The 21270-nt window shown below is 44.4% G+C and carries 19 protein-coding genes; 10 read left to right on the forward strand and 9 right to left on the reverse strand.

What is annotated here, in order from left to right; genetic code table 11:
• Positions 1-212: 212 nt before the first annotated feature.
• The 3 genes from DKT75_RS06600 to DKT75_RS06610 all read left to right on the forward strand — a co-directional run bounded on the left by DKT75_RS06600 (position 213) and on the right by DKT75_RS06610 (position 5542).
• Positions 213-1646, forward strand: a complete 1434-nt coding sequence (locus DKT75_RS06600) for a BON domain-containing protein (protein ID WP_109822626.1) — start codon at positions 213-215, stop codon at positions 1644-1646.
• Between the two features lie 12 nt (positions 1647-1658).
• Positions 1659-2969: a hypothetical protein gene (locus DKT75_RS06605; RefSeq protein ID WP_109822627.1), complete on the forward strand. Its 1311-nt coding sequence runs from the start codon at positions 1659-1661 to the stop codon at positions 2967-2969.
• Positions 2970-3370: 401 nt separating this feature from the next.
• Entirely contained in the window at positions 3371-5542 is a 2172-nt protein-coding gene (locus DKT75_RS06610; protein ID WP_109822628.1) for an OmpA family protein, read from the forward strand.
• Positions 5543-5804: 262 nt separating this feature from the next.
• On the opposite strand, the gene DKT75_RS06615 is transcribed toward DKT75_RS06610, so the two are convergent.
• Together DKT75_RS06615 and DKT75_RS06620 are read right to left on the reverse strand one after the other, a co-directional pair.
• The gene (locus DKT75_RS06615; protein ID WP_109822629.1) at positions 5805-6083 is read right to left on the reverse strand and encodes a hypothetical protein; all 279 of its coding nucleotides are present in this window, start codon (positions 6081-6083) and stop codon (positions 5805-5807) included.
• 56 nt (positions 6084-6139) lie between these two features.
• Positions 6140-6451, reverse strand: a complete 312-nt coding sequence (locus tag DKT75_RS06620; RefSeq protein ID WP_109822630.1) for a hypothetical protein — start codon at positions 6449-6451, stop codon at positions 6140-6142.
• A 198-nt stretch (positions 6452-6649) separates the two neighbouring features.
• Here DKT75_RS06620 and DKT75_RS06625 point away from each other — a divergent pair, with 198 nt between their 5' ends.
• Both DKT75_RS06625 and DKT75_RS06630 read left to right on the forward strand, forming a co-directional pair.
• Entirely contained in the window at positions 6650-7615 is a 966-nt protein-coding gene (locus DKT75_RS06625; RefSeq protein WP_109822631.1) for a DnaJ C-terminal domain-containing protein, read from the forward strand.
• A gap of 13 nt (positions 7616-7628) precedes the next feature.
• Positions 7629-7958, forward strand: a complete 330-nt coding sequence (locus DKT75_RS06630) for a chaperone modulator CbpM (RefSeq protein WP_109822632.1) — start codon at positions 7629-7631, stop codon at positions 7956-7958.
• A gap of 7 nt (positions 7959-7965) precedes the next feature.
• Here DKT75_RS06630 and DKT75_RS06635 read toward each other — a convergent pair whose 3' ends face one another.
• From DKT75_RS06635 to DKT75_RS06645, 3 genes are all read right to left on the reverse strand, one after another.
• Positions 7966-9198 carry a GGDEF domain-containing protein gene (locus DKT75_RS06635; RefSeq protein WP_109822633.1) on the reverse strand — a complete coding sequence of 411 codons (1233 nt, stop codon included), beginning with the start codon at positions 9196-9198 and terminating at the stop codon, positions 7966-7968.
• 183 nt (positions 9199-9381) lie between these two features.
• Positions 9382-9648 carry a hypothetical protein gene (locus DKT75_RS06640; protein WP_109822634.1) on the reverse strand — a complete coding sequence of 89 codons (267 nt, stop codon included), beginning with the start codon at positions 9646-9648 and terminating at the stop codon, positions 9382-9384.
• A gap of 1 nt (position 9649) precedes the next feature.
• Entirely contained in the window at positions 9650-11458 is a 1809-nt protein-coding gene (locus tag DKT75_RS06645; RefSeq protein WP_170310658.1) for a Na/Pi cotransporter family protein, read from the reverse strand.
• Between the two features lie 213 nt (positions 11459-11671).
• Between DKT75_RS06645 and DKT75_RS06650 the strand changes: the two genes are divergently transcribed.
• The 4 genes from DKT75_RS06650 to DKT75_RS06665 all read left to right on the forward strand — a co-directional run bounded on the left by DKT75_RS06650 (position 11672) and on the right by DKT75_RS06665 (position 18119).
• Complete coding sequence (locus tag DKT75_RS06650; RefSeq protein ID WP_109822635.1) at positions 11672-13384, forward strand: protein adenylyltransferase SelO; 1713 nt, start codon at positions 11672-11674, stop codon at positions 13382-13384.
• 147 nt (positions 13385-13531) lie between these two features.
• Positions 13532-16450 carry a molybdopterin-dependent oxidoreductase gene (locus tag DKT75_RS06655; RefSeq protein ID WP_109822636.1) on the forward strand — a complete coding sequence of 973 codons (2919 nt, stop codon included), beginning with the start codon at positions 13532-13534 and terminating at the stop codon, positions 16448-16450.
• Between the two features lie 9 nt (positions 16451-16459).
• Positions 16460-17155: a 4Fe-4S dicluster domain-containing protein gene (locus DKT75_RS06660; RefSeq protein WP_109822637.1), complete on the forward strand. Its 696-nt coding sequence runs from the start codon at positions 16460-16462 to the stop codon at positions 17153-17155.
• A gap of 10 nt (positions 17156-17165) precedes the next feature.
• Positions 17166-18119 (forward strand): dimethyl sulfoxide reductase anchor subunit family protein, encoded by a 954-nt coding sequence (locus DKT75_RS06665; protein WP_109822638.1) that lies wholly within the window; start codon positions 17166-17168, stop codon positions 18117-18119.
• Positions 18120-18223: 104 nt separating this feature from the next.
• On the opposite strand, the gene DKT75_RS06670 is transcribed toward DKT75_RS06665, so the two are convergent.
• Both DKT75_RS06670 and DKT75_RS21795 read right to left on the reverse strand, forming a co-directional pair.
• On the reverse strand, positions 18224-18625 hold the full coding sequence (locus tag DKT75_RS06670; RefSeq protein ID WP_146201328.1) for a hypothetical protein: 402 nt from the start codon (positions 18623-18625) through the stop codon (positions 18224-18226).
• Between the two features lie 18 nt (positions 18626-18643).
• A complete protein-coding gene (locus tag DKT75_RS21795) occupies positions 18644-18814 on the reverse strand; it encodes a hypothetical protein (protein WP_158278803.1) in 171 nt (56 codons plus the stop codon).
• A 362-nt stretch (positions 18815-19176) separates the two neighbouring features.
• On the opposite strand from DKT75_RS21795, the gene DKT75_RS21800 reads away from it, so the two are divergent.
• On the forward strand, positions 19177-19344 hold the full coding sequence (locus DKT75_RS21800; RefSeq protein WP_158278804.1) for a hypothetical protein: 168 nt from the start codon (positions 19177-19179) through the stop codon (positions 19342-19344).
• Positions 19345-19357: 13 nt separating this feature from the next.
• Here DKT75_RS21800 and DKT75_RS06675 read toward each other — a convergent pair whose 3' ends face one another.
• Together DKT75_RS06675 and DKT75_RS06680 are read right to left on the reverse strand one after the other, a co-directional pair.
• Positions 19358-20698 carry a Fic family protein gene (locus tag DKT75_RS06675; RefSeq protein ID WP_109822640.1) on the reverse strand — a complete coding sequence of 447 codons (1341 nt, stop codon included), beginning with the start codon at positions 20696-20698 and terminating at the stop codon, positions 19358-19360.
• A gap of 154 nt (positions 20699-20852) precedes the next feature.
• The gene (locus DKT75_RS06680) at positions 20853-21128 is read right to left on the reverse strand and encodes a hypothetical protein (RefSeq protein WP_109822641.1); all 276 of its coding nucleotides are present in this window, start codon (positions 21126-21128) and stop codon (positions 20853-20855) included.
• Between the last annotated feature and the right edge of the window lie 142 nt (positions 21129-21270).

The raw sequence follows: 21270 nt of genomic DNA on the forward strand, positions 1-21270 counted from the left end.
GTGAACTCATCATACTCAGCCGGTAAAAAATGCCATCTGCCACAACCTCAAGTGGTTATGACTGGCAGACAATCTGCGTTATAGCTACAAAAACGCTCTTATAAATTCCTTTTCAGTGAACATTTTTTTAAATAACAAACACTGAATAGTTATACGTTTGAAATTAACATAAGTTTCAACACCCACCCATTATTAGAAGGCGGAACACTCCTATGATCAAAGATTTATGCCGTATAGGCTCACGCTTATCCCTTAATCACTGGATGCGTTGGGCTGGTTTAGGATTTCTCGGACTCCTTATATTGACTCTAGTGACACGCTGTAACTCAATTGAAAATGACATACAGCAACGTACTGATAAAGACCTTAATGCAGCAGGTATGTCATGGGCTAAATCGGACCTTGATGGTCGCGGTCGTGACGTTATGCTGACGGGTGTTGCACCGAGTGAAACGAGTAAGATGAATGCCATCACACTTGTTGAAAATATTGATGGTGTGCGACAGGTCTCTCATGACATCAGCATTAAACAATACGTTTCTTCTACATTTAGTTTTAAACAGACTGACGCTAAAGTTCACCTTAGCGGCATCTTCCCCAACCAAGCCAGCATTGACAGAACAATAACTAAAGCCCGTGAAGTATATGGCGATGATAATGTCGTTAACGAATTAACAGTAAGCGATAGTGCAAGTAAACCTGCATGGTTAGCTGGCGCTGTTGGCGTAATGGCCGCGATGAAAGTAGCGGAAGACTTTTCGATGGATGCATCGGATGACGTGCTTACTATTAGTGGAGTGGTTGAGTCAGAAGAAGCTAAAACGTTGTTACTAACACAAGCAAAAGCAGACCTTCGTAAAGACATCACTGAGTCGATAAAAGTTGTTAAAAAAGGCCCTACGCCAGCAGAGTTAGCGGTAGAAGCGTCACGCCTTGCTGAAATAGACAGACTTGCTATGCTTGCTAAGGAAGAGCGCATTGCTGAGCAAGCCGCAGCGCTTAAACTTGCGGAAGAAGAGCGTTTAGCTGAAAAGAAACGACTGGCTGCTGAAGCTGAGTTATTACGCCTTGCGGAAGAAAAGCGTCAAGCCGAAGAAGCTGAATTAGCACGCCTTGCCGAAGAGAAGCGTTTAGCTGCTGAAGCTGAGTTAGCACGACTTACAGAAGAAAAACGTTTAGCGGATGAAGCACAAAAAATAGCAGTACTAGAACGCATAGCGGCAGCAGAAAAAGCGAGATTAGCTAAGCTAGAAGCTATTCGAATGGCAGAGCAGCAGGCACTTGCCGCGGCACAAAAACAACGTAACTTACTGGTGAGCTGCCAAGCTAACCTAAACCATCTGCTTGATAGCAACACGTCACTTTTCTACGATGGGACTAGCACGATTAAAGGCACAAGCTACCCTGTGTTAGCCATGCTTGCCGTACAAATAAATGGCTGTAGTGAGGTACTTCATCAAAACAACCAGTTAATCGACATTCAAGCAACTGACAACAATATCGCCATCGCGAAGGCACGCCAAAGCACGGTAATTTCTTACTTAGAAAATATCAACGGTGCACATCGCGGTTTATTGCGTATGGGACAACCGACATCGGCTACGTCAAACGGCACGTCTCAGTTAACTTTCACCCTATCAAAATAGGATAAACTCCAAATGCAAATGCTTATCTTACAAGTGATTCTGTGGTTACTTTTCGCGCTTCTAGCAGGTCTAGCCATCGGCTGGTTAGTTCGTCCTTATTTTTGTAGAGACTGCGTGACTGACGGCGCGCCTAGTGACTCAACCAGTGCACCTACCGTAACGCCAATGACTAACACTTCTGAAAAGAATGTGATTCATGATGATATCGACAGTTCATTAACAACAGCAAGTACTGCAGCAGTAACGGCTGTCGCTACTGCAGTCGCCACTAAGCTAGTCAGTAATAATGCTGACAGCCCTTCTGATGATTTGACTGACAGCTTAGATATTACTGCTAGAGATGCTTCTTATAGTGACTCTGAAGTAGATAACGAGTTAGATTTTGATGCTGATACGAAAGTATTGATCGGAGAACTTGATCTTAATGATACTGAATTAGATATTGAAATTAACTTAGACAACCCTGACTTATTAGCTGACCTTGAAATGGGAATGGAAGCGGGTACAGGAGTCGATGATGCTGAATTAGCTGTTGAGACTGTTACTAACTCAAACATCGAAGCTGTCACTAAGTCAGACTTAGATGAGGCAGTTGAAGCTGAACTAGATGTTGAGACGGTTAAGCCAGAATCAAACAGTGACAATGGTGCTGCAATCACTGCCGCTGCAAGTCTTGGCGCTGTAGCAGCATCATCTGTACTCGTCGGTAAAAACGCTAGTAGTACTAAAGATGCAACTCGAAGCACGCCATCAGCAAATATTAAAGCAGGTACGGCAACGATTAAAGCTGCGCCAAAGGATAAAGGGCCTGATGATCTAACGCGTATTAATGGTATCGGTAAACCCATTGAAACGATTTTACATGACACCGATATTCACACATTCCAGCAGATTGCTGACTTTACCCCTGAAAATATTTCAGATTATAAAGAGAATATAACCTGGCCTGGCGCAGTGAATATTTCAGAATGGGTTGAGCAAGCGAAGGTTATCGTTGGCGAAGGCCAAGTCATCATTACTGACGAAATGAAACCGGCACTCCTCACTGAGCCTAGAGCTGGTAGCAAACGTGGCGATGACCTGAAACGTGTCAAAGGTATTGGTAAGGTACTTGAGCGACGCTTAAAAGAGTTAGGGATTTATCACTACGGTCAAATTGCAGATCTAACTGATGATCAAGTGCTGTGGATCAGTGACTACATCACTTTCCCTGAGGGCCGCATTCAAGCCGAAGCATGGGTTGCACAAGCCAAGGCGTTAGCTGAAGGTGAAGATACTGAGTACTCCAATCGTTTTGACAGTGGCGACACCCCTTACAAATAATCACTAAGCCACATCAGATATTGGGAGTACCCCATAAAGTACTCCCAATACTCCTCCTACGCATACCCTCATACATGAACATCTCCCTGTCATTTTTAGATTTTCGCTTGATTAGGGCTACTTGAGTCTCTGCACCTATTAAATAATTATTTTAAGACAACAGAGAGTGATCTCTTTTCTTTAGTTAATCTAAGCTCCTGTTATTTAATATAAATTAAATATTAACACTACATTAACAATAGTTCATTTTGTCTTATACTCAACTAAATGAACTCTATTATTTGTTGTTGTTGGTTTACTAACTGCGTTACTCTAGCTCTATATAAGGCGTTTAAATAGCCCTTATAAGGGGCACAAAAATCTATAAAAGATTACTAATCTACATCTACGGGCAATAACTTATGTTTAACAATCTCTCTACACTTGGCGCATACATGAGCAAACGACGCTGGTGGTGGTGGTCCATTTTAGGATTAATCGGACTCTACCTGTTAATGATGGCAACGCGTTGTTCACCAATAGAAAAAGATATTCAAGCGAGAACAGAAGCGGCACTTACTGAAAAAGGTCATGATTGGGCGAAAGTAACACTGGATGGTCGTGGTCGCGACATTATGCTAAATGGCGTTGCACCAAGTGAAGCAGCGCGTACCGAAGCAATTGAAACGGCTACTGCTGTTTATGGCGCACGTATTGTTGAAAATGGCATTAGTATTAAGGAATACAGCACACCTGTATTTGGCCTTAATAATGAAGACGGCAAGACGATCCTTACGGGGAGTTTTCCAGAGCAAGGTTTGATCGATACAACATTACGCGCAGCGTCTGACAACTTCGGCCCTGAGAACGTGGTTAACCGCATGACGGTAAGCAATGATGTTTCTGCTCCTACATGGTTGAGCTCTGCACTCAGTGTTTTGCCAACAATCACCGGGATGGATGACGCAGACTTTGATATTACAAATGAAGGTGCAACGCTAAACGGTACTTTCCACACTGAAGAAGAGAAGCAAGCGTTTGCTGCTTTGGCTACCGATAAGTTAAGCGGCAAGTTTACAGATAGCTCAGTTGTTGTTCCTTTAGGCCCTACTCCTGAAGAGCTTGCAGAAATCGCGCGTGCGGCTGAGGAAGCTGAAGCGCTTAAAATTGCAGAAGAAAAGCGAGTTGCAGCAGAAGCAGAAGTTGCTCGTATGGCTAAAGAAGCAAACTCAGTAGCAGAAGCAGCAAAGCTTGCGGCAGCAGCACTAGTAGCTAAGGTAGCTGTTGAAGCACCAGCGACGCTAGCTGAAGAAGTCAGCTTAGCTGATATTGAAAAAGCTAAAGCTGAGATGGCTGAAGTAAAGCGTCTAGCTGATATCGAAACTGCTAAGGCTGAGATGGCGGAAGTAAAGCGTCTTGCTGATATTGAAACTGCTAAAGCTGAAATGGCTGAAGTGAAGCGTCTTGCTGATATCAAAACTGCTAAAGCTGAAATGGCTGAAGTAAAACGTCTTGCGGATATCGAAACTGCTAAAGCTGAAATGGCTGAAGTAAAACGTCTTGCGGATATCGAAACGGCTAAAGCTGAGATGGCTGAAGTGAAGCGTCTGGCTGATATCGAAACGGCTAAAGCTGAGATGGCTGAAGTGAAGCGTCTAGCTGATATCGAAACGGCTAAAGCTGAAATGGCTGAAGTAAAGCGTCTGGCTGATATCGAAACGGCTAAAGCTGAAATGACTGAAGTGAAGCGTCTGGCTGATATCGAAACCGCTAAAGCTGAAATGGCTGAAGTGAAACGTCTGGCTGATATCGAAACGGCTAAAGCTGAGATGGCTGAAGTAAAGCGTCTGGCTGATATCGAAACGGCTAAAGCTGAGATGGCTGAAGTAAAGCGTCTTGCTGATATCGAAACAGCTAAAGCTGAGATGGCTGAAGTAAAGCGTCTTGCTGATATCGAAACAGCTAAAGCTGAGATGGCTGAAGTAAAGCGTCTTGCTGATATCGAAACAGCTAAAGCTGAGATGGCTGAAGTGAAGCGTCTGGCTGATATCGAAACCGCTAAAGCTGAAATGGCTGAAGTGAAACGTCTTGCTGATATTGAAACGGCTAAAGCTGAAATGGCTGAAGCAGCGGCACTCGAAGAAGCAGAAAGAATGCGAGTTGAAGAAGCGAAAGCTGTTTTAGCTGCTCAAAAAGCAGCAGCATTAGCTGAATTGGAAAGCTGCCAAAACCAGCTTAACAATGCAATGAATGGCAACTCAATCTTATTCGCGACGTCTAGCTCTAAAATCAACACAAAGAGTTACCCACTACTCGACACTATTGCACTGACTGCTAGAGAGTGTGGCGACACAATCATTTCAAATGCACAAAACATTGAAATATCGGGCCATACAGATAGCCGTGGTGCTGATACGATGAACCTTACACTGAGTGAAAGTCGTGCGAAGGCTGTACGTGACTACTTACTGGGTAAAGGTGTGCGTTCGTCAGTACTCACTAGCAAGGGCTACGGTGAAGTTAATCCTGTAGCAACTAACGACACAGCGGCCGGCAGACAGTTGAACCGTCGCATTCAATTTACTATTCAATAATAGGACACGACTCATGGGTTATTTATTTTTCCAAACTTGGATCTGGTTACTACTCGCTTTCTTATTAGGTTTAGGACTAGGTTGGATCTTACGTAATATGTCTTTTGCTAAAGACGGAAAACTGAAAGACAAGTAATTAAGTCACGGCGACAATCCGTTTCTTAAGCACAAAAAAAAAGGGGCTCCATTTGGAGTCCCTTTTTCATTCCAAGTAAAAAACTCAGAATGCGATGCTTAATGAAAATACTGTAAGCAGTATGACTTAACGACGACCGCCAGAAGGCTTTCCACCTGTAGGAACACACGCTAATTTGCTTGAGTTACCGCGTGGACCCACTTTACAGCTGCCCGTTACATTGCCTCGTTGCGAAGTAACAGAGCAAGAGTCGCCAGCAGACTTAGCTTCACATGCAGTGAAAGCGGCGGCTGGAGGTCCCTGCTTACTGCCTTTCTGACCACCACTATCTTTATCATTAGTCGCACATGCAGTGCATAACAACGCTAGTGCGCATGTAGCCATCAGTTTCTTACTAAGTATCATTATCTCTTTCTCTTTTATATCTAGTTAAACATTTAATTATTTTGTAGCCTTCAATGTTATGAAGGTCTTTCGCCACGTTGGCCACGGCCACCCGCTGGCGCACATGCTAATGGGCCTTCTTCGCCATTTGGTGCTGCTTTACAGCTACCTGTCATCTCACCGCGAGGTGTAGTCATCGCACATGCATCACCTACTGATAAGCTCTCACACGCTGTAAATGCTTCTGCTGGTGGGCCTTTAGGACGCTCTGGACGAGTGCCTGAGTCAGCTGCCAACGCTGATACTGCTAGTGTTAAACCCACTAACAATGTTAAAGAACAGCGTAGAGCTATGTTGTTTATTTTTTTATCTGTATTTGTATGAGACATTTTATTGCTCTTCTTATCTAAGTTAGGAGAGCTTATTGTGTAAGATAAAAATGTAGGATTTGAGGAGACTTTGTGAAGAAACTGTGGAGTTAATAACAGTACCCCTGCTTTATCATAGAAGACTTGATGTACGTCATATGGTTGCAATGGTTTCTGTTAAATAATGCAAGTAACGGTAAACATGGATTCAGGAATATTATGGAATATAAAGATTATTACGACATTCTCGGATTAAAAAAAGCAGCCTCTCAAGATGAGATCAAACGGGCATACCGTAAACTTGCCCGCAAATACCATCCTGATGTCAGCAAAGAGGATGAATCAGAAACCAAATTTAAAGAAGTCGGCGAAGCTTACGAGGTTCTAAAAGACCCTGAAAAACGCGAAGCTTATGACCAACTTGGTTCTAACTGGCAAGGTGGGCAGGAAGGATTCCAACCACCACCAGACTGGGATCAGAACTTCGACTTTGGCGGAGGCGGCTACACTGAAGGTAACGCTCAAGACTACAGTAGCTTCTTTGAAGATCTATTTGGTGGAGACCGTGCTGCCGGTGGTCGCTACACTCATCAAAGCGGCCAAGGCCGTGGCTTTCAGTCAAAGGGCGAAAACGTTCGTGCCAAGATCATGATCGACTTGGAAGACTCTTTAAACGGTGCTCAACAGTCAGTAAAAATATCCAGCCCTGAAATTAATGCTAACGGCCAAATGGTTAGCAAAGAAAAAACCTTAAGCATCAAGATTCCAAAGGGAATTAAAGAAGGCCAATCGATTCGCCTGAGCAAGCAAGGTAGCCCTGGACATGGCGGTGGTGAAGCGGGTGACTTATTGATTGAAGTCGCGTTTAATACACACCCACTTTATAGCATCAATGAAAAAGACATCTCACTGAATGTGCCTGTTGCCCCTTGGGAAGCGACCTTAGGTTCGACGATACAAGTGCCGACACCGGATGGCAAAAAAGTGGACATGAAAGTCCCCGCAGACTCCCAACAAGGGCGCAAGTTAAGACTCAAAGGTAAGGGCCTACCAGGCAAAGATGCAGGCGATTTTTATGTGGTATTGCAAGTGATGCTACCTCCCTCTTCTGACCCTAAAGTGAAAGAGTACAATGAAAAAATGCGGGATGAGATCGACTTCAACCCACGTAGCTATTTTTTCTAAATGAGACAATATTATGAATACTAAAGTAACTACAATTGTCGTTGGTAGCATTCTAGAAGAAGGGCCAACGTTGAATCTTGCAGAGCTGTGCCAGCACTGTCAAACACCTGCCGAGTTCATTATTAGTCTGGTTGATCAGGGCGTGATTGCGCCGGTTGAAGGGAGTTCAACTCGCAAATGGCAATTCCACCAAAGTGCGCTAATCCGCACGGATAAGGCGCTTCGCTTAAGACAAGACTTAGGCATAAACCTATCAGGTATCGCATTGTCTTTGGAGCTATTAGATGAGATTGATAATTTGAAACGAGAGTTAAATGAACTGAGGCACTTTGCCCAACTTTAACTGATGATCAGATTAGGTGTTGTACTGATTGGCGAGGCGGTTGTTCTGAATATTCTAATGACTCGTCTCGCTGTTTTTTGCGCCCTACTTTTGACTTATGCTCGAGCGGATTAACCGCTCCTAGTGCCTTATAAATGGTTTTATTCTCCCATAACACTTCTTTAATCTGTAACGACTTAGCCTGATACATCGCTTCATCCACACGCTCCAGCAACTGCGTGGCATTAAAATCATAATCAACAGCGATTCCGCCACCTGCACTGAGTTTTATATGAAGTCGTTTCCCATTAATTACGCAAGGCGCTTTCAATTCCTCTAAAAACAGCGCGTACTGTTGTTGAATAACCTCAGGATTATCCGACTCAGCAAGCCAGACAAACTCATCACCACCCAATCGCCCCACAATGCCAAACTTACCCAGAGTCTGTGTAAATTTTGCCGCTAGACTTTTTAATAGCTGATCACCAACATGATGGCCAAAGGTATCATTGACTGCTTTGAACTTATTTAAATCAAACAACAGCAATGAAAATGGTGTTCTATTATCACAGCGAGATTGAAGAGTGGTCATCACACAGGCACGACTGCTAAGCCCTGTTAAAGGGTCATGTGCCAGCATATGGAGATTACGTTTACGTTCTTTTCGTAACGTGATTAGTAAGTAGCCCAAGTAGAGAATAAACGTGAAAATGACCGCAAGCAGAATAAAGGCCGTTTTGATAATCGTGCCAGACGCTTTCTTAGAGTACTCCGCGGAAGTCGACGATACGTTATCCAGCACCTGATCATTTATTTGCTGATTCATCTCATGAAGCTGATTTACCCAAGCATTTAATTGCGTTTTATCAACTTGCTCTGGTCTTAGTATCATCTGTTCAGCAGACTCTACATGACTAAATGTCGCATAAATTGTGTCAGATAAGCCGCTAAGCTGTTGGAAGATTTTATCGTTTTCAATACTACTAATGGTCGCAGGAAAACGAGTCAGCAGTGACTCATAGCTTTGGCGCAACAACTGACTGCCTTGTTGGCCCTCAATGAATTTATGCGCATTAAACAAAGTATTTCCAACCGCTCTATCCTGCTGGATAAGGTCAGACAGCGTCGCTTGTTTTTCGTGATGAATGCCTTTGTATGTCGACAGCATATTAGCCGTTGCCAAGCCTACCGCTAGCAACAGAATTGGCCCAAGCGCTGACAGCAGGCCATCGGATTTTGTTTTTTTACACTGTATTGTCATTTTCTTTTATTAAGTAAAATTTTACTATTACGCAGCTGACATTACCTAATGGGATATTATTATTTTTATATTAAGGTCAGGCTTGTGGCACTTAATTGTCTTTCGGGTTCTTGTAGTTTAGCCAAGGGGAGCTTTCTAGCTGCTTAACTTTAATGACTAGATGATCAGCGATAGCTTAGTATTTTACGAAGACTCACTCTCTTCAGCTTTTATCTCTTTAAGAATACCCACACCGTTTTTCCGATGCAGTTTAGTTAAAGCTAGTTTCTTCTCTAGCTTCTCCCTACTCTCCAAATCCAACTCGTCACTCTGTAATTTTTCAAAGAGTTTGGTCTGATGCTTACGCAATTTTTTAAGCACAACCTTGATGCTACTTTGACGCTGCTTTCGATCACTTTCATCAGCATTAAAGAGTGTATCCGCTTTCTCTATCAATTTTTTAAGCTTCATTTTAGCGCTCTCCTTGATCGTGGACTAACTCATCTAGCTCTTCATCTTTCAGCAATAACATTTTTTCAGCTTGCTTGATCGCTTCAGTCTCAGGGGAAAAGAGCGTCTCGCCCATTTTCACCAAATTTTTAGTCGCGCCGTAAATATAATTACTGTCATTCATCAATGACGTTGCCTGTTGAGGACTCACCTTTCGAGTTCGAATTAATTCCTCTAGTCGATGTGTTAACGCGACATCATTTTCCTTCATTCTTAACCGCATGGCGTCCAGTGAAAGAATAGCAGGAACATCATCGTCAGCACCGACTCGCGTTAGCTCAAGCTCTCTAAGTACCTCTGCAAGCTCTCGACGTAACTGATTATACTCTTGACGAATATTCGAATTATCAGACGCTAGATAGCGCTCCAAATTTTTCTGTAAATGCTTGGTGTTTTTGATCGCTTCAACGATTTCACGCCCTGCTGCACGGTATGAAAACAACTCATCCATTTGACTCGGCGACATACCCCTCAACGTAGAAATATATTCAACAATATCACTATATAGGGTCTTGATCGTTTCGTTGTATTGGACATCAATATTGATTGGATGGGGTCGCCTAGCACGCTTAATGACCTCATCTATCGGCAACTCTGAGCGAATATCATCCGTACTTAAGCGCAAACCGCCAGCAATAACATCATAGGCATTTTCATACAAATGCAGTGTCTCTTTGCGCACACTTTCAATAGCAGTTTCAGGCATGTCAGAAGACACTTTATGTAAAAAACGAGGCTGCGCAGCCGTTCTTATCTGCGGGTGAATCGCTTTAATCAACACTGACTCCAGCTTGCCAATGAATGGCAGCATAACGACCAGCCCTATCGCATTGAAGATAGTGTGAAAAACAGCTAACTTTAGGGTGTAATTATCCGGTGCTATAGACAACCACTCACTGGCTAAGTCAACCACGGTTGTTAGCTGGTAAATAAAGACTATCGCGATAATCGCCGTGACCGCGTTAAAGATCAGATGAGCACCTGCCAGTCTCCTGCCATCCACATTAGCGCCTAAAGCTCCGATAATGGCCGTAATTGTCGTCCCTAAATTGGCACCAATCGCCAGTGCTAGTGCGTTCTCATAGGTAATCTGTTGAGCAGCTAAGGCGGTAATAATCAGCACTAACGTTGCATGACTGGATTGCATAATGACCGTAGCAATCACACCGATGAGTGTGAATAGTAGAATGCCCTTATAACCAGAAACGGCATAGGCAGTCAGGTCTAGCTGATCTTTGAAGGCGTCGAAACCTTCTTTCATGTAATAGATACCTAAGAATAGGAAACCTAATCCCGCCAAAATATAACCAACGCCTTTGAGTTGCCTACTTTTCTGGAATAGGAGAATGACGCCAAAGACAATCATTGGCATGGCGTAAGCGGCAATATTTACCTTAAGACCAAAGGCCGCAACCAACCACGCGCCAGTCGTTGTGCCGAGGTTCGCACCAAAGATAATCCCGATACCTGCTGACAGGGAAATGAGTCCAGCAGACAAAAACGAAATGGTGATGATGGAGACGAGCGAACTTGACTGCATGAGGGAGGTGGTGACAACGCCAAAACTAAGGCTCTTCCACAAGCGATTGGTGGTGCGACTGAGTATTTTTTCGAGTAAGCCACCGGTGAAGACTTTGAAACCCTCTTCGAGACTCATCATGCCGAATAGGAAAATGGCAACACCCGCGGCGATTTCCTTAAAGTCAGGACTTATCCAGAAGCCACAACCGAGAACGCTAAAAATCACGAGTAGAATTAGTTTATGGGTCATTTTTTGGCGTTGACCTGCTAGGAAGTTATATTCTAAATACTAGTATAAATACCAAGGCATTTAGAAAAAGGAAAGCACTACGTCAGAATGCATCAAAAGCACCTCGCCAACTAGCATTATCAACCATGTTACACTCGCACCTACAAATACTAGTGAAATGGTTAGCTAGTCTTGCCGCAATCTCCCCGTTAATTTTAGATAGAAGACGCTTTTATGAAGACGATAGACCCGACTCAAAATCAAGACTTCACCGCTGACATAAAAACGCTCAACGATCTTGCCAAATTTGCAGATTACTCCTTCATAGAGTCGCTTACCGTTGACCCTGACGCAGATTTAAACGGAGCAAATCACTCGCCTCGTGAAGTCTTCTCAGGACATTATGTGCCGGTCACACCGACTCCCATAGAAAACCCTGAGTACATCACACACAGCAAACAATTTTTTCGCGAGCTTGGCTTTGCGGACAGCTTGGCGCAATCCGCTGACTTCACACGACTGTTCTCTGGTGATATGTCTGGCGTTCCAGAACCGATGCACAAGGTCGGCTGGGCAACAGGCTATGCACTATCCATGCGCGGCAGAGAATATATCCAACAGTGCCCTTTCGGTACGGGCAACGGATATGGCGACGGTCGTGCAACATCGGTGCTTGAGGTTGCTATCAAAGGCAAACGCTGGGAAATGCAACTCAAAGGCAGCGGACGCACACCCTACTCTCGTGGTGCAGATGGTCGTGCGGTATTACGTTCAAGTGTGCGTGAGTTTTTGGCACAGGAACACATGCATGCACTGGGTGTCCCGACGACACGCTCATTAAGTTTATACGTATCTAAAACTGAAACAGTGAAACGCCCGTGGTACTCGGAAGGCTCACGCCAGCAAGACCCTGACATCTTGGTTAACGATCCTGTCGCCATCTCGACTCGTGTTGCTCCGTCATTTATTCGAGTCGGCCAACTCGAACTTTTCAGTCGTCGTGCGCGTTGGGAATCATACCCACACGCTACAGAAGAGTTAGAAAAAATTGTATTGCACCTGATCGACCGTGAGTATGCTGACGCTATCGACTCGCAACTCAACACTGCTGAAAAAGTCGTACTGCTTGCGCATGAGTTTCGCAGTCGGTTGACTTCAATGATTGCAAACTGGATCAGGGTTGGGTTTTGTCAGGGTAACTTTAACAGTGACAATTGTGCTGCGGGAGGCTTCACACTCGACTATGGCCCGTTTGGATTTATGGATGTGTTTGACCCTCGCTTCCAACCTTGGACAGGCGGTGGAGAGCACTATTCTTTTTTGAATCAACCGTTAGCAGCTGAACGTAACTTCGCTAGTTTTTGCTCGGCCTTGAAGCCTTTACTGACAAAGCACCCAGAATCGTTGGAACAACTTGATGACGTTCATCGAGGTTTTCCAAGCATGATGCAAAGCCAAATGGATGATATGTGGGCGGCTAAGCTGGGGCTTAAAACGTTTGACGAAGTGTTATTCAATAAATTGGTGGCGTTGATGATGGAAACGTCCGTCGATTACACAATATTCTTTCGGGAGCTTTCAGAGATACCTAAGGACATCGAACCACTAAAAAAGAGTTTTTACACTGACTCAGAAGCTATGGATGAGCATTGGTCAGCCTGGCTCGCACAATGGAAAATGTTGATTAATAATGTTGGAATGTCGCCTGAGGCGGTGTCTGAGCAAATGAAACTCGTTAACCCTAAATATTGTTTGCGGGAGTGGTTTGTTGTACCTGCTTATAAGGCAGCGGCTGAGGGAAACCATGCGTTGGTGCGTGAGTTGCAGGAGGTTATGACGCAACCTTATGCTGAGCAATCGAAGGCCGTTGAAGATAAATATTATAGACTGAAGCCAGCTCAGTTTTTTGAGGCTGGTGGGACATCGCATTATAGTTGCTCGTCATAAATATTCAGATAAGTGCGGTCTTTATCACTCCTATAAAATATACTTATTATATAAACTTATGCCCATATAAGATATACGTATTGGCTGATCTCAAAACTTAAGCGCATGATGATTTTAGACAATCACTCACTCGCGTAGGAGGACACGATGAGCACAGTCCCTAAGTTTGAAGATCCCGACAAGCAATCGGTGAAATACTCAACTTGTTATATGTGCGCGTGTCGCTGCGGCATCAAGGTGACGGTTGAAGACAAAAAAATTCGCTACATCGAAGGGAATCGTGACCACCCCGTCAATAAGGGTGTTTTATGTGCTAAAGGTAATGCCGGCATAATGAAACAAAACTCACCCGCCAAACTCACCACCCCCTTGTTACGCAAAAAAGGCAGCAAACGTGGTGATGGCGAGTACGAAGCCATCAGTATGGGTCAAGCGCTAGATATCCTTACTGCGCGCTTACGAAACATTCGTGAAACTGACCCTAAAAAACTCGCCTACTTCACTGGCCGTGACCAAATGCAAGCACTCACAGGCTTGTGGGCATCGCAGTTTGGCACCATCAACTGGGCGTCTCACGGTGGTTTTTGTTCGGTAAATATGGCCGCTGCTGGCCTCTACACCACTGGCTTTTCCTTCTGGGAATTTGGCGACCCCGACTGGGATCTGACCAAATACTTTATGATGTGGGGCGTGGCCGATGACCATGCATCCAACCCGATAAAAATTGGTCTTGAGAAGCTCAAAAGCCGTGGCGCAAAATTTGTTTCCATCAATCCAACCCGCACAGGTTATCAGGCGATTGCCGATGAGTGGATTGGCATTACACCCGGTACAGACATGCAGTTTGCCTTGTCGATGGTGCATGTATTGCTCAAGCACGAGCAGTTCGATTGGGAGTTTTTGATTCGTTACACCAACTCCGCTTACCTCACCGTCAATACGCCCGGCCAGAAAGGTGACGGCTTATTCTTGCGTGACGACGATGGTAATCCGCTCGTTTGGGACATGGAACAAGAGAAGGCAGTGAACGGTAAACTGCCTGACATCAACCCAGCACTTTTCTACGAAGGTGAAGCCAATGGCAAACCTGTTCGTAGTGCAATGGTCATCTTTGCTGATACGTACCTTGACGATAAATATTCACCTGAAAACTCTGCTGAAATCACCGGTATTCCTGCTGATACTATTGAGCGCTTAGCCTTAGAAATGGCACACGTTGCGTTTAAAGAAACCATCGAAATAGAGCAAGAATGGACCGACTACGCTGGCCGTAAGCACGATAAATTTATCGGTCGCCCTGTGTCTATGCACGCTATGCGCGGTGTATCTGCTCACTCCAACGGCTTCCAAGCCTGTCGTGCGATTCACTTTGTACAAATCCTGTTAGGCTCGGTGGACTGCCCCGGAGGACACTTGGCTAAACCACCGTTTCCAAAGCCAATCCCGCCGCCATTAAAACCGTGCAAAACAACAAAACCTAATACACCACTCACCTCACCACCGCTAGGCTTCCCGACCTGCCCTGAAGATTTGGTGATTGATGATGACGGCAAGCCATTACGTATCGACAAAGCTTTTTCATGGGACGCGCCACTGTCAAACCACGGTTTGATGCACATGGTGATTACCAATGCTTACAACGGCGACCCGTACCCGATTGATACGTTAATGATGTTCATGGCAAATATGTCGTGGAACTCCACCATGAATACCTCTCAAGTGCGCAAGATGCTGAGTGCGCGTGACGAGGAAACCGGTGAACATAAAATCCCATTCATTGTGGTGTCTGACGCCTATCATTCGGAAATAACCAACTTTGCCGACTTGATCATCCCAGATACGACCTATTTAGAGCGTTATGACACCATTTCGATGTTAGACCGCCCTATTTCTGAACCACACATGGCCGGTGATGCCATTCGCCAGCCTATTTTGGAAACCAACCGTGACGTGATGTCATGGCAGGAAGTACAAATAGAAGTCGGCAGTCGCTTAGGCTTCCCCGTGTTTACCAATAAAGACGGTAGCCGCAAATACAAAGGCTACGAAGACTTTGTCACCAACTGGCAAGCCGCGCCGGGCATTGGTCTATTGGCCGGTTGGCGCTTGGATGAAGACGGTAATGAAACCCACTTACGCGGTAAGCCAAATCCTAAGCAATGGGAGCGCTACAAAGAAAACGGCGCTTTTATGCAAGTGCCATTCACACCTGAAAGACGTTACTACCGCCATGCTAATAAAGACTACTTAGAATGGGCTAAAGGTAACGGTTGGATTGGCTCAAGTGATCAGATTGTCATGGAGCTTTATTCTGAGACACTGCAAAAATTCAACCTCGCAGGGCAAGGTTTGTATGACGGCCCAATGCCGACTGAGCAGCATCACAAAGATCGCTTAACCAAGTACTTTACACCGTTACCTGAGTTCTACACACCATTAGAGCAAACGCGAATTGATGAAGAGGAATACCCATTCCATGCCATCAACCAGCGCCCTATGTTTATGTATCACTCATGGGATTCGCAAAACGCGTGGCTGCGACAGATCATTTCGCAAAACTTCATGTATATAAACCGTGAACAAGCGGAAAGCATGGGCATCGAAGACAAGTCTTGGGTCTGGGTAGAGTCGCATAACGGAAAGATTCGTGTGCAGGTCAAACACATGGAAGGCTGTGTGAAAAACACCGTCTGGACATGGAATGCGATCGCCAAACAATCAGGCGCTTGGGGCCTAAAAAAAGGCTCGAATGAAGCAAAAGATGCGTTCTTAATGAATCACCTAATTTCAGAGTTATTACCGAAAAAAGGCGATGCACTGGACAACGTCACCAACTCCGACCCTATTACCGGGCAAGCGGCTTGGTACGACTTGCGCGTGAAGATCTACCCTGTTGAAAACGGTGAAACAGGTGCTTATCCGCAATTCCCTGACATGAAGAAGATGCCAGGCATGGAAGAGTCGCCAGATATTTTACGCTACAACGCACATGAGCACCCTGTCCGCATCCATCGTTCAATGGACGACGTGCTAAAACGTGGCAGCGTCCACGACAAAAAGAAATAGGAGTCATTTATGAAGCTAGGACTAGTGATTGATCTTGATGTCTGCGTCGGCTGCCATGCCTGTACCGTCTCCTGCAAACAGTGGAACACCTCTGGCGCAACCGGCCCGTTAACTGACCTCAAACCTTACGATGAAGACCCGCAAGGCGTTTGGTTTAACCGCATACGACACTTTGAAGTCGGCGACTCGCCAAACAGCAAAACCGTCAATATGCCCATGTCGTGTATGCACTGTGAGCAAGCCGACTGCGTAGACGTTTGCCCAACGGGTGCTTCTTACAAGCGTGTTGAAGATGGCATCGTACTGATCGACCAAGACAAGTGCATGGGATGCAACTACTGTTCGTGGGCTTGTCCATATGGTGCGCGTGAACTTGACCGTGACACGGGAACCATGAAGAAATGTACGCTGTGCATTGACCGTATTTACGATGAAAATCTTGAAGAAATTGACCGTCAACCTTCCTGTGTCATCACCTGCCCGTCCAATGCACGCCACTTCGGTGATTTTGATGACCCTGAATCAAATGTTAGTACACTGGTGCGCCAACGTGGTGGCCATCAACTAATGCCTGAGTTGGGATATAGCCCAACCAACCACTACCTACCGCCTCGCATTATGAAACCAATGCCAACGGCAGAAGCTAAGCCCGGATCATTGATAAGTTCAGTGAAAAAATGGGTCAATCAGTCCGTGTCAAGATAAGGAAAATACTATGCAACCCGCCTTTTCTGTTATTGCGTTTACCGTCTGCTCAGGCGCAGGCTTTGGTTTGTATATGTTGCTGGCAATGGCACATGTTCTTGGCTTTCTACCTATACTCAGTCGTGGCGAAATACTATTTGGGATAGTACTCGCCATGGTCTTAGTTATCGTTGGTTTATTATCATCAACCTTGCACCTAGCCAATCCCAAAAATGCGTGGCGTGCATTCTTTCGCTTTAGAACGTCGTGGTTATCTCGCGAAGGTGTATTTGCGGTGCTATTTTTTCCGTTTGCAGGGCTGTATTTACTAGGTGTCTATTTCGCTGATATGAAAACTGGTGATATTGGCTTTTTCAGCAAGCTCATGGGGCTGTTTGGCGTCATGCTCGCGTTCGCTACCTTGTTTAGCCAAGGCATGATTTATGGTTGCCTCAAAACGATTAAGCAATGGAACACACCACTAACTCCAACGAATTACATACTGCTAGCGTTTATGACAGGCGCTTTGTTGTTAAATGTCGTTTTGGCGTTTAGTGGTCAAGCGGTTGGTGTGATGGGTGGTATTACGGTTGGGCTGATTGTGACTGCTGGGATTAGTAAGGCGATTTATTACTACTGGATTCGTACGCCGAGCGGTTCAAGTATTAACACGGCAACAGGCTTCTTACGCGGCAATGTTCGTTTGTTAGATGTTGGGCATACTGCTGCTACGTTTTTGACCGATGAATTTGGCTATAAAACAGCGAAGGGACAGCTTAACTTGTTCAAAGCTGTTGTGTTTGTTTGTGGTTTCTTTATTCCGTTTTTACTGACTGCGTTTTCGGTGATTGGTGCTAGTGCAGCGGTATTTTCAGCGTTGTTGGCATTTGTAATTGCGATGGTTGGTATTACTGCGGAGCGTTGGTTGTTTTTTGCTGAGGCTAATCATGTGGTGAATCTTTACCATGGGGCGCAGCGGACTTGATGTCGTCTAAAAACTAAAACAAAGGTACTCCCTGCAGTATCTGTCGTAGCTCCAACCATAATCAACAATGGCAGTGGCACGCAAAGTGCCACCACCAAATAAGGTCATTTTGCTCTTTTGATGACTGAACCGTCGGGGCTAACGGTCCAACGCAAGCCATTGGTCGTATGCAAGACAAACTCATATGGACTGCTCAATATGGATAATTTTGTTTTAGAATCTAACCAAGTGTTCCTAAGACAAGCAGGCGCTTTTCTAACCTTTACGCCAAAATGGCTGGCTGGATACTCCATGGTTTTCTTGCCATTTTTATAAGCAATAAATGCATGAGTATCTGCGTCACTTTTTATATAATTGTTTACTATTACTAAACTCGTGCCGTCATTAGAAAGCTTCATAGTTCCAACACCATTTACATCCCAATGTTTAAAACTCCAAAGTGGCTTAGACTGACCATATGGGGTAGCCTCAAAAGCCAAAGCATAAGAGTCTCTTTTTCGAACCAATCGACCTTTCTCAAACGCCTATTTACTTGGCACGAGCTTAAGGAAGTACTGCTGGTTAGCAGAGGTGACTACCAATGACTTTTTAGCATTCAAAGGCCCGACCAAACCTGCATTTGGGGGCACAGGCTTGCAAGCGAATGCCATATCAGTTAGCAATAAAGTAAGTGCTAGAGAGATTATTTTCTTCATGATTACGTCTAGTTAGCTCAAAAAAAGTTAACATACCATAAAAATAAAACATATTAGTCTAAATATAAACCTATAAAGCACTATAATTAACAGAAAAAACCTACAAGAACTTGCTATTGTCAAAATGATAGGTGGGTAAACTTGGCCTTATACTCAAACCATAGAACGATATGGAATAGTCGAGTTAAAGAAAGTTAGCCGCTCTGTTGAGATCTGCTGTAAAAGCAAGTCAGTTTTCTATTCAATAAGGTACTTAATACCTCATATATCCTTTTTTAAGATATAAAAACCAAAATACATCACTTTATTGGGGTATAAGTCTCGTCTATAGTTAATCTACTTACAGAGCAAAGGTGATTGACATGTTGACTGAATACAAAGATGAAAACAGTATTGAAGAGACTACACTCGACCTGCAAAGCGTTAGTGTGAATGACACCATTAAGCAAACGACACAAGCGGCTAATGAAGAGCAAACAGAAGCTGAAGAAGAATTGTTTTTCTGGTTTGAGCCTGGAGTTTGTGGCTAAGTAAAACCTCACCTCATCGCTTTACTTTCCACAGCTCAAACTCCGAAGGTCGTAACCCATACCGAGCTAATACACCTTCATGCAAACGCCTAAGCTCTTCAATAATCAACGCCTCAACAGCCTTCTGATCAGCTTCCACAACCTGTTCACTAACCATCTTTTCAATCATATCCAACGGATCATTTTCTGGCTGTTTCACAATCTCATGAATCGCCTGCTTAATCACATCGCGATAGCTCAGTCTCAATGGGTCAGGCTCACTCAAGTCTTGTTTAATCGCCAAATACTCTTGAGTAGATCGTTCGTAAGCCCATACAAACAAATCACGCAGTAACTCAAACCGCCCTAGTTCGTACACACCTAAAATCGCCCGACTGTAAGCCTGCTCTGGAACATCTAAAAACGTCAACGGACAAAGGTTAGCGCGTATAAGCGGCAAGTTGGCAGCAATACGCGAGGTGCGTTTATTCATATCTGCAAACGGCTGCAAGTATGGAATATGCACCATGACGAAAAACGATTGCTCAAATGGGTCTGTGATCTGCGATGCTTTTTCTAATAACAATGCCAATGCTTCATCCAGCTGCGACGGCACTGAGAGTGGCCTAAATACACTTTTCCCAATTTCAACAATATGCTGACGCACCCTGCCTTCATCTGACGGATTAGGCAGTAAGTTTTCAGAAAGCAGACTGTGTAAGTTAAGCACGGTGAAAAGGTTAAACCCTACCTCCTCTGCATTCTCAACTAACAGCTCAATAGCCGCTTTATGATTCAATATCATCTGCGTTTCTATCGCAGCTTTACCACTAGCAGCATGGCCATGCTCAATCAGTTCACGAGTGTCCAGCCGAGAGTAAGTGTTCCCTTCCAAGTTACTGGATGCCCATGACAGGTCGATCAATAAACGATTTAGAATCGCACGGCCATAAGTGCCAACAGGTAACTTGGTTTGGCGGGTATCACCCATCTTATACAGCTGGCGTCGTAACGATTCAGACAGATAAAACGTTTCATTGGGTTGGTAGTCTTGAAGAAAGCTAATGTCATAGCCAACAGGGCGACGCACCTCTAGTGGCTGATCAATATAATCAAGAATGTCGCGACTGTCTGCGGATAATGGAATGTAGCTTGGATATTGATCAGTACTTGCCGCACTGCTTTCGGTAGTAGCGAGATATGCTCTGGATGGGCCATTGCCTTCTGCGATAATCTTATTATCATCAACAAGTTGCTTGAGCCAACGCTGTGCAGTTCTTTTCTTAAGCTCAGGAAAAACCTCTAGTAATTGCCCTAAGGAAAGCGCTTCATTCGCTCGTTGAATACTTTGTAATAACTTATTAACCGTTGTCATCTTTGTCACTATACACTTGCTATCGTGTCACTATTATGGCGCAATAGCCAAAATAGTGACACTAAAAGTGGCGCGATAGAAAATAATCGCGCCACTTCATCTCTTCCCTAACTCCCAAGTATACATAATGGCAGTGCATAAAATGTCCTATCACCTATCCTAAATGGCAACACTGAAGTACCCGTGTACAAAACAAAACCTGCTTTAAATGTTGGCCCAACAAAGTCTGCAAATTTAGCAATACCTTTATCTCTAATGCATTCAGACGTCCCTGCAAATACGAGTTTAACCAGATTGGCTTAGCGCGTGCACTCTTCGTTTGTAACTCAGGGTAGCCTCCATTAATGAGTGCATGCGCAAAATCTTCGCGCCCCATCTCTGGTAGATTTTCAGGTGCAGATATTTCATCATAACTAACTGGCTTACCCATCTTAATACTTATTATGAATATATCTAATAATCGGTCAATTAAGTAGAATACTAGTTGTTATTTTATAAAAAAAAGAGTACTGAAATTCAAAATTTCGATACTTTGACGCATTAAATAGTATCAACCAAGCAATAAAAACTAC

The sequence above is a fragment of the Leucothrix arctica genome (assembly GCF_003172895.1).
GTDB classification, from domain to species: Bacteria; Pseudomonadota; Gammaproteobacteria; order Thiotrichales; family Thiotrichaceae; genus Leucothrix; species Leucothrix arctica.

Bases quoted from the DNA above. Each gene is read 5' to 3' on its own strand.
- DKT75_RS06635 (WP_109822633.1), bottom strand. From the start codon at position 9,198: ATGACAATACAGTGTAAAAAAACAAAATCCGATGGCCTGCTGTCAGCG.
- DKT75_RS06675 (WP_109822640.1), bottom strand. From the start codon at position 20,698: ATGACAACGGTTAATAAGTTATTACAAAGTATTCAACGAGCGAATGAA.
- DKT75_RS06610 (WP_109822628.1), top strand. From the start codon at position 3,371: ATGTTTAACAATCTCTCTACACTTGGCGCATACATGAGCAAACGACGC.
- DKT75_RS06665 (WP_109822638.1), top strand. From the start codon at position 17,166: ATGCAACCCGCCTTTTCTGTTATTGCGTTTACCGTCTGCTCAGGCGCA.
- DKT75_RS06645 (WP_170310658.1), bottom strand. From the start codon at position 11,458: ATGACCCATAAACTAATTCTACTCGTGATTTTTAGCGTTCTCGGTTGT.
- DKT75_RS06625 (WP_109822631.1), top strand. From the start codon at position 6,650: ATGGAATATAAAGATTATTACGACATTCTCGGATTAAAAAAAGCAGCC.
- DKT75_RS06660 (WP_109822637.1), top strand. From the start codon at position 16,460: ATGAAGCTAGGACTAGTGATTGATCTTGATGTCTGCGTCGGCTGCCAT.
- DKT75_RS06630 (WP_109822632.1), top strand. From the start codon at position 7,629: ATGAATACTAAAGTAACTACAATTGTCGTTGGTAGCATTCTAGAAGAA.
- DKT75_RS06640 (WP_109822634.1), bottom strand. From the start codon at position 9,648: ATGAAGCTTAAAAAATTGATAGAGAAAGCGGATACACTCTTTAATGCT.
- DKT75_RS06650 (WP_109822635.1), top strand. From the start codon at position 11,672: ATGAAGACGATAGACCCGACTCAAAATCAAGACTTCACCGCTGACATA.
- DKT75_RS06605 (WP_109822627.1), top strand. From the start codon at position 1,659: ATGCAAATGCTTATCTTACAAGTGATTCTGTGGTTACTTTTCGCGCTT.
- DKT75_RS06680 (WP_109822641.1), bottom strand. From the start codon at position 21,128: ATGGGTAAGCCAGTTAGTTATGATGAAATATCTGCACCTGAAAATCTA.
- DKT75_RS21795 (WP_158278803.1), bottom strand. From the start codon at position 18,814: ATGAAGAAAATAATCTCTCTAGCACTTACTTTATTGCTAACTGATATG.
- DKT75_RS06655 (WP_109822636.1), top strand. From the start codon at position 13,532: ATGAGCACAGTCCCTAAGTTTGAAGATCCCGACAAGCAATCGGTGAAA.
- DKT75_RS06600 (WP_109822626.1), top strand. From the start codon at position 213: ATGATCAAAGATTTATGCCGTATAGGCTCACGCTTATCCCTTAATCAC.
- DKT75_RS06620 (WP_109822630.1), bottom strand. From the start codon at position 6,451: ATGTCTCATACAAATACAGATAAAAAAATAAACAACATAGCTCTACGC.
- DKT75_RS21800 (WP_158278804.1), top strand. From the start codon at position 19,177: ATGTTGACTGAATACAAAGATGAAAACAGTATTGAAGAGACTACACTC.
- DKT75_RS06615 (WP_109822629.1), bottom strand. From the start codon at position 6,083: ATGATACTTAGTAAGAAACTGATGGCTACATGCGCACTAGCGTTGTTA.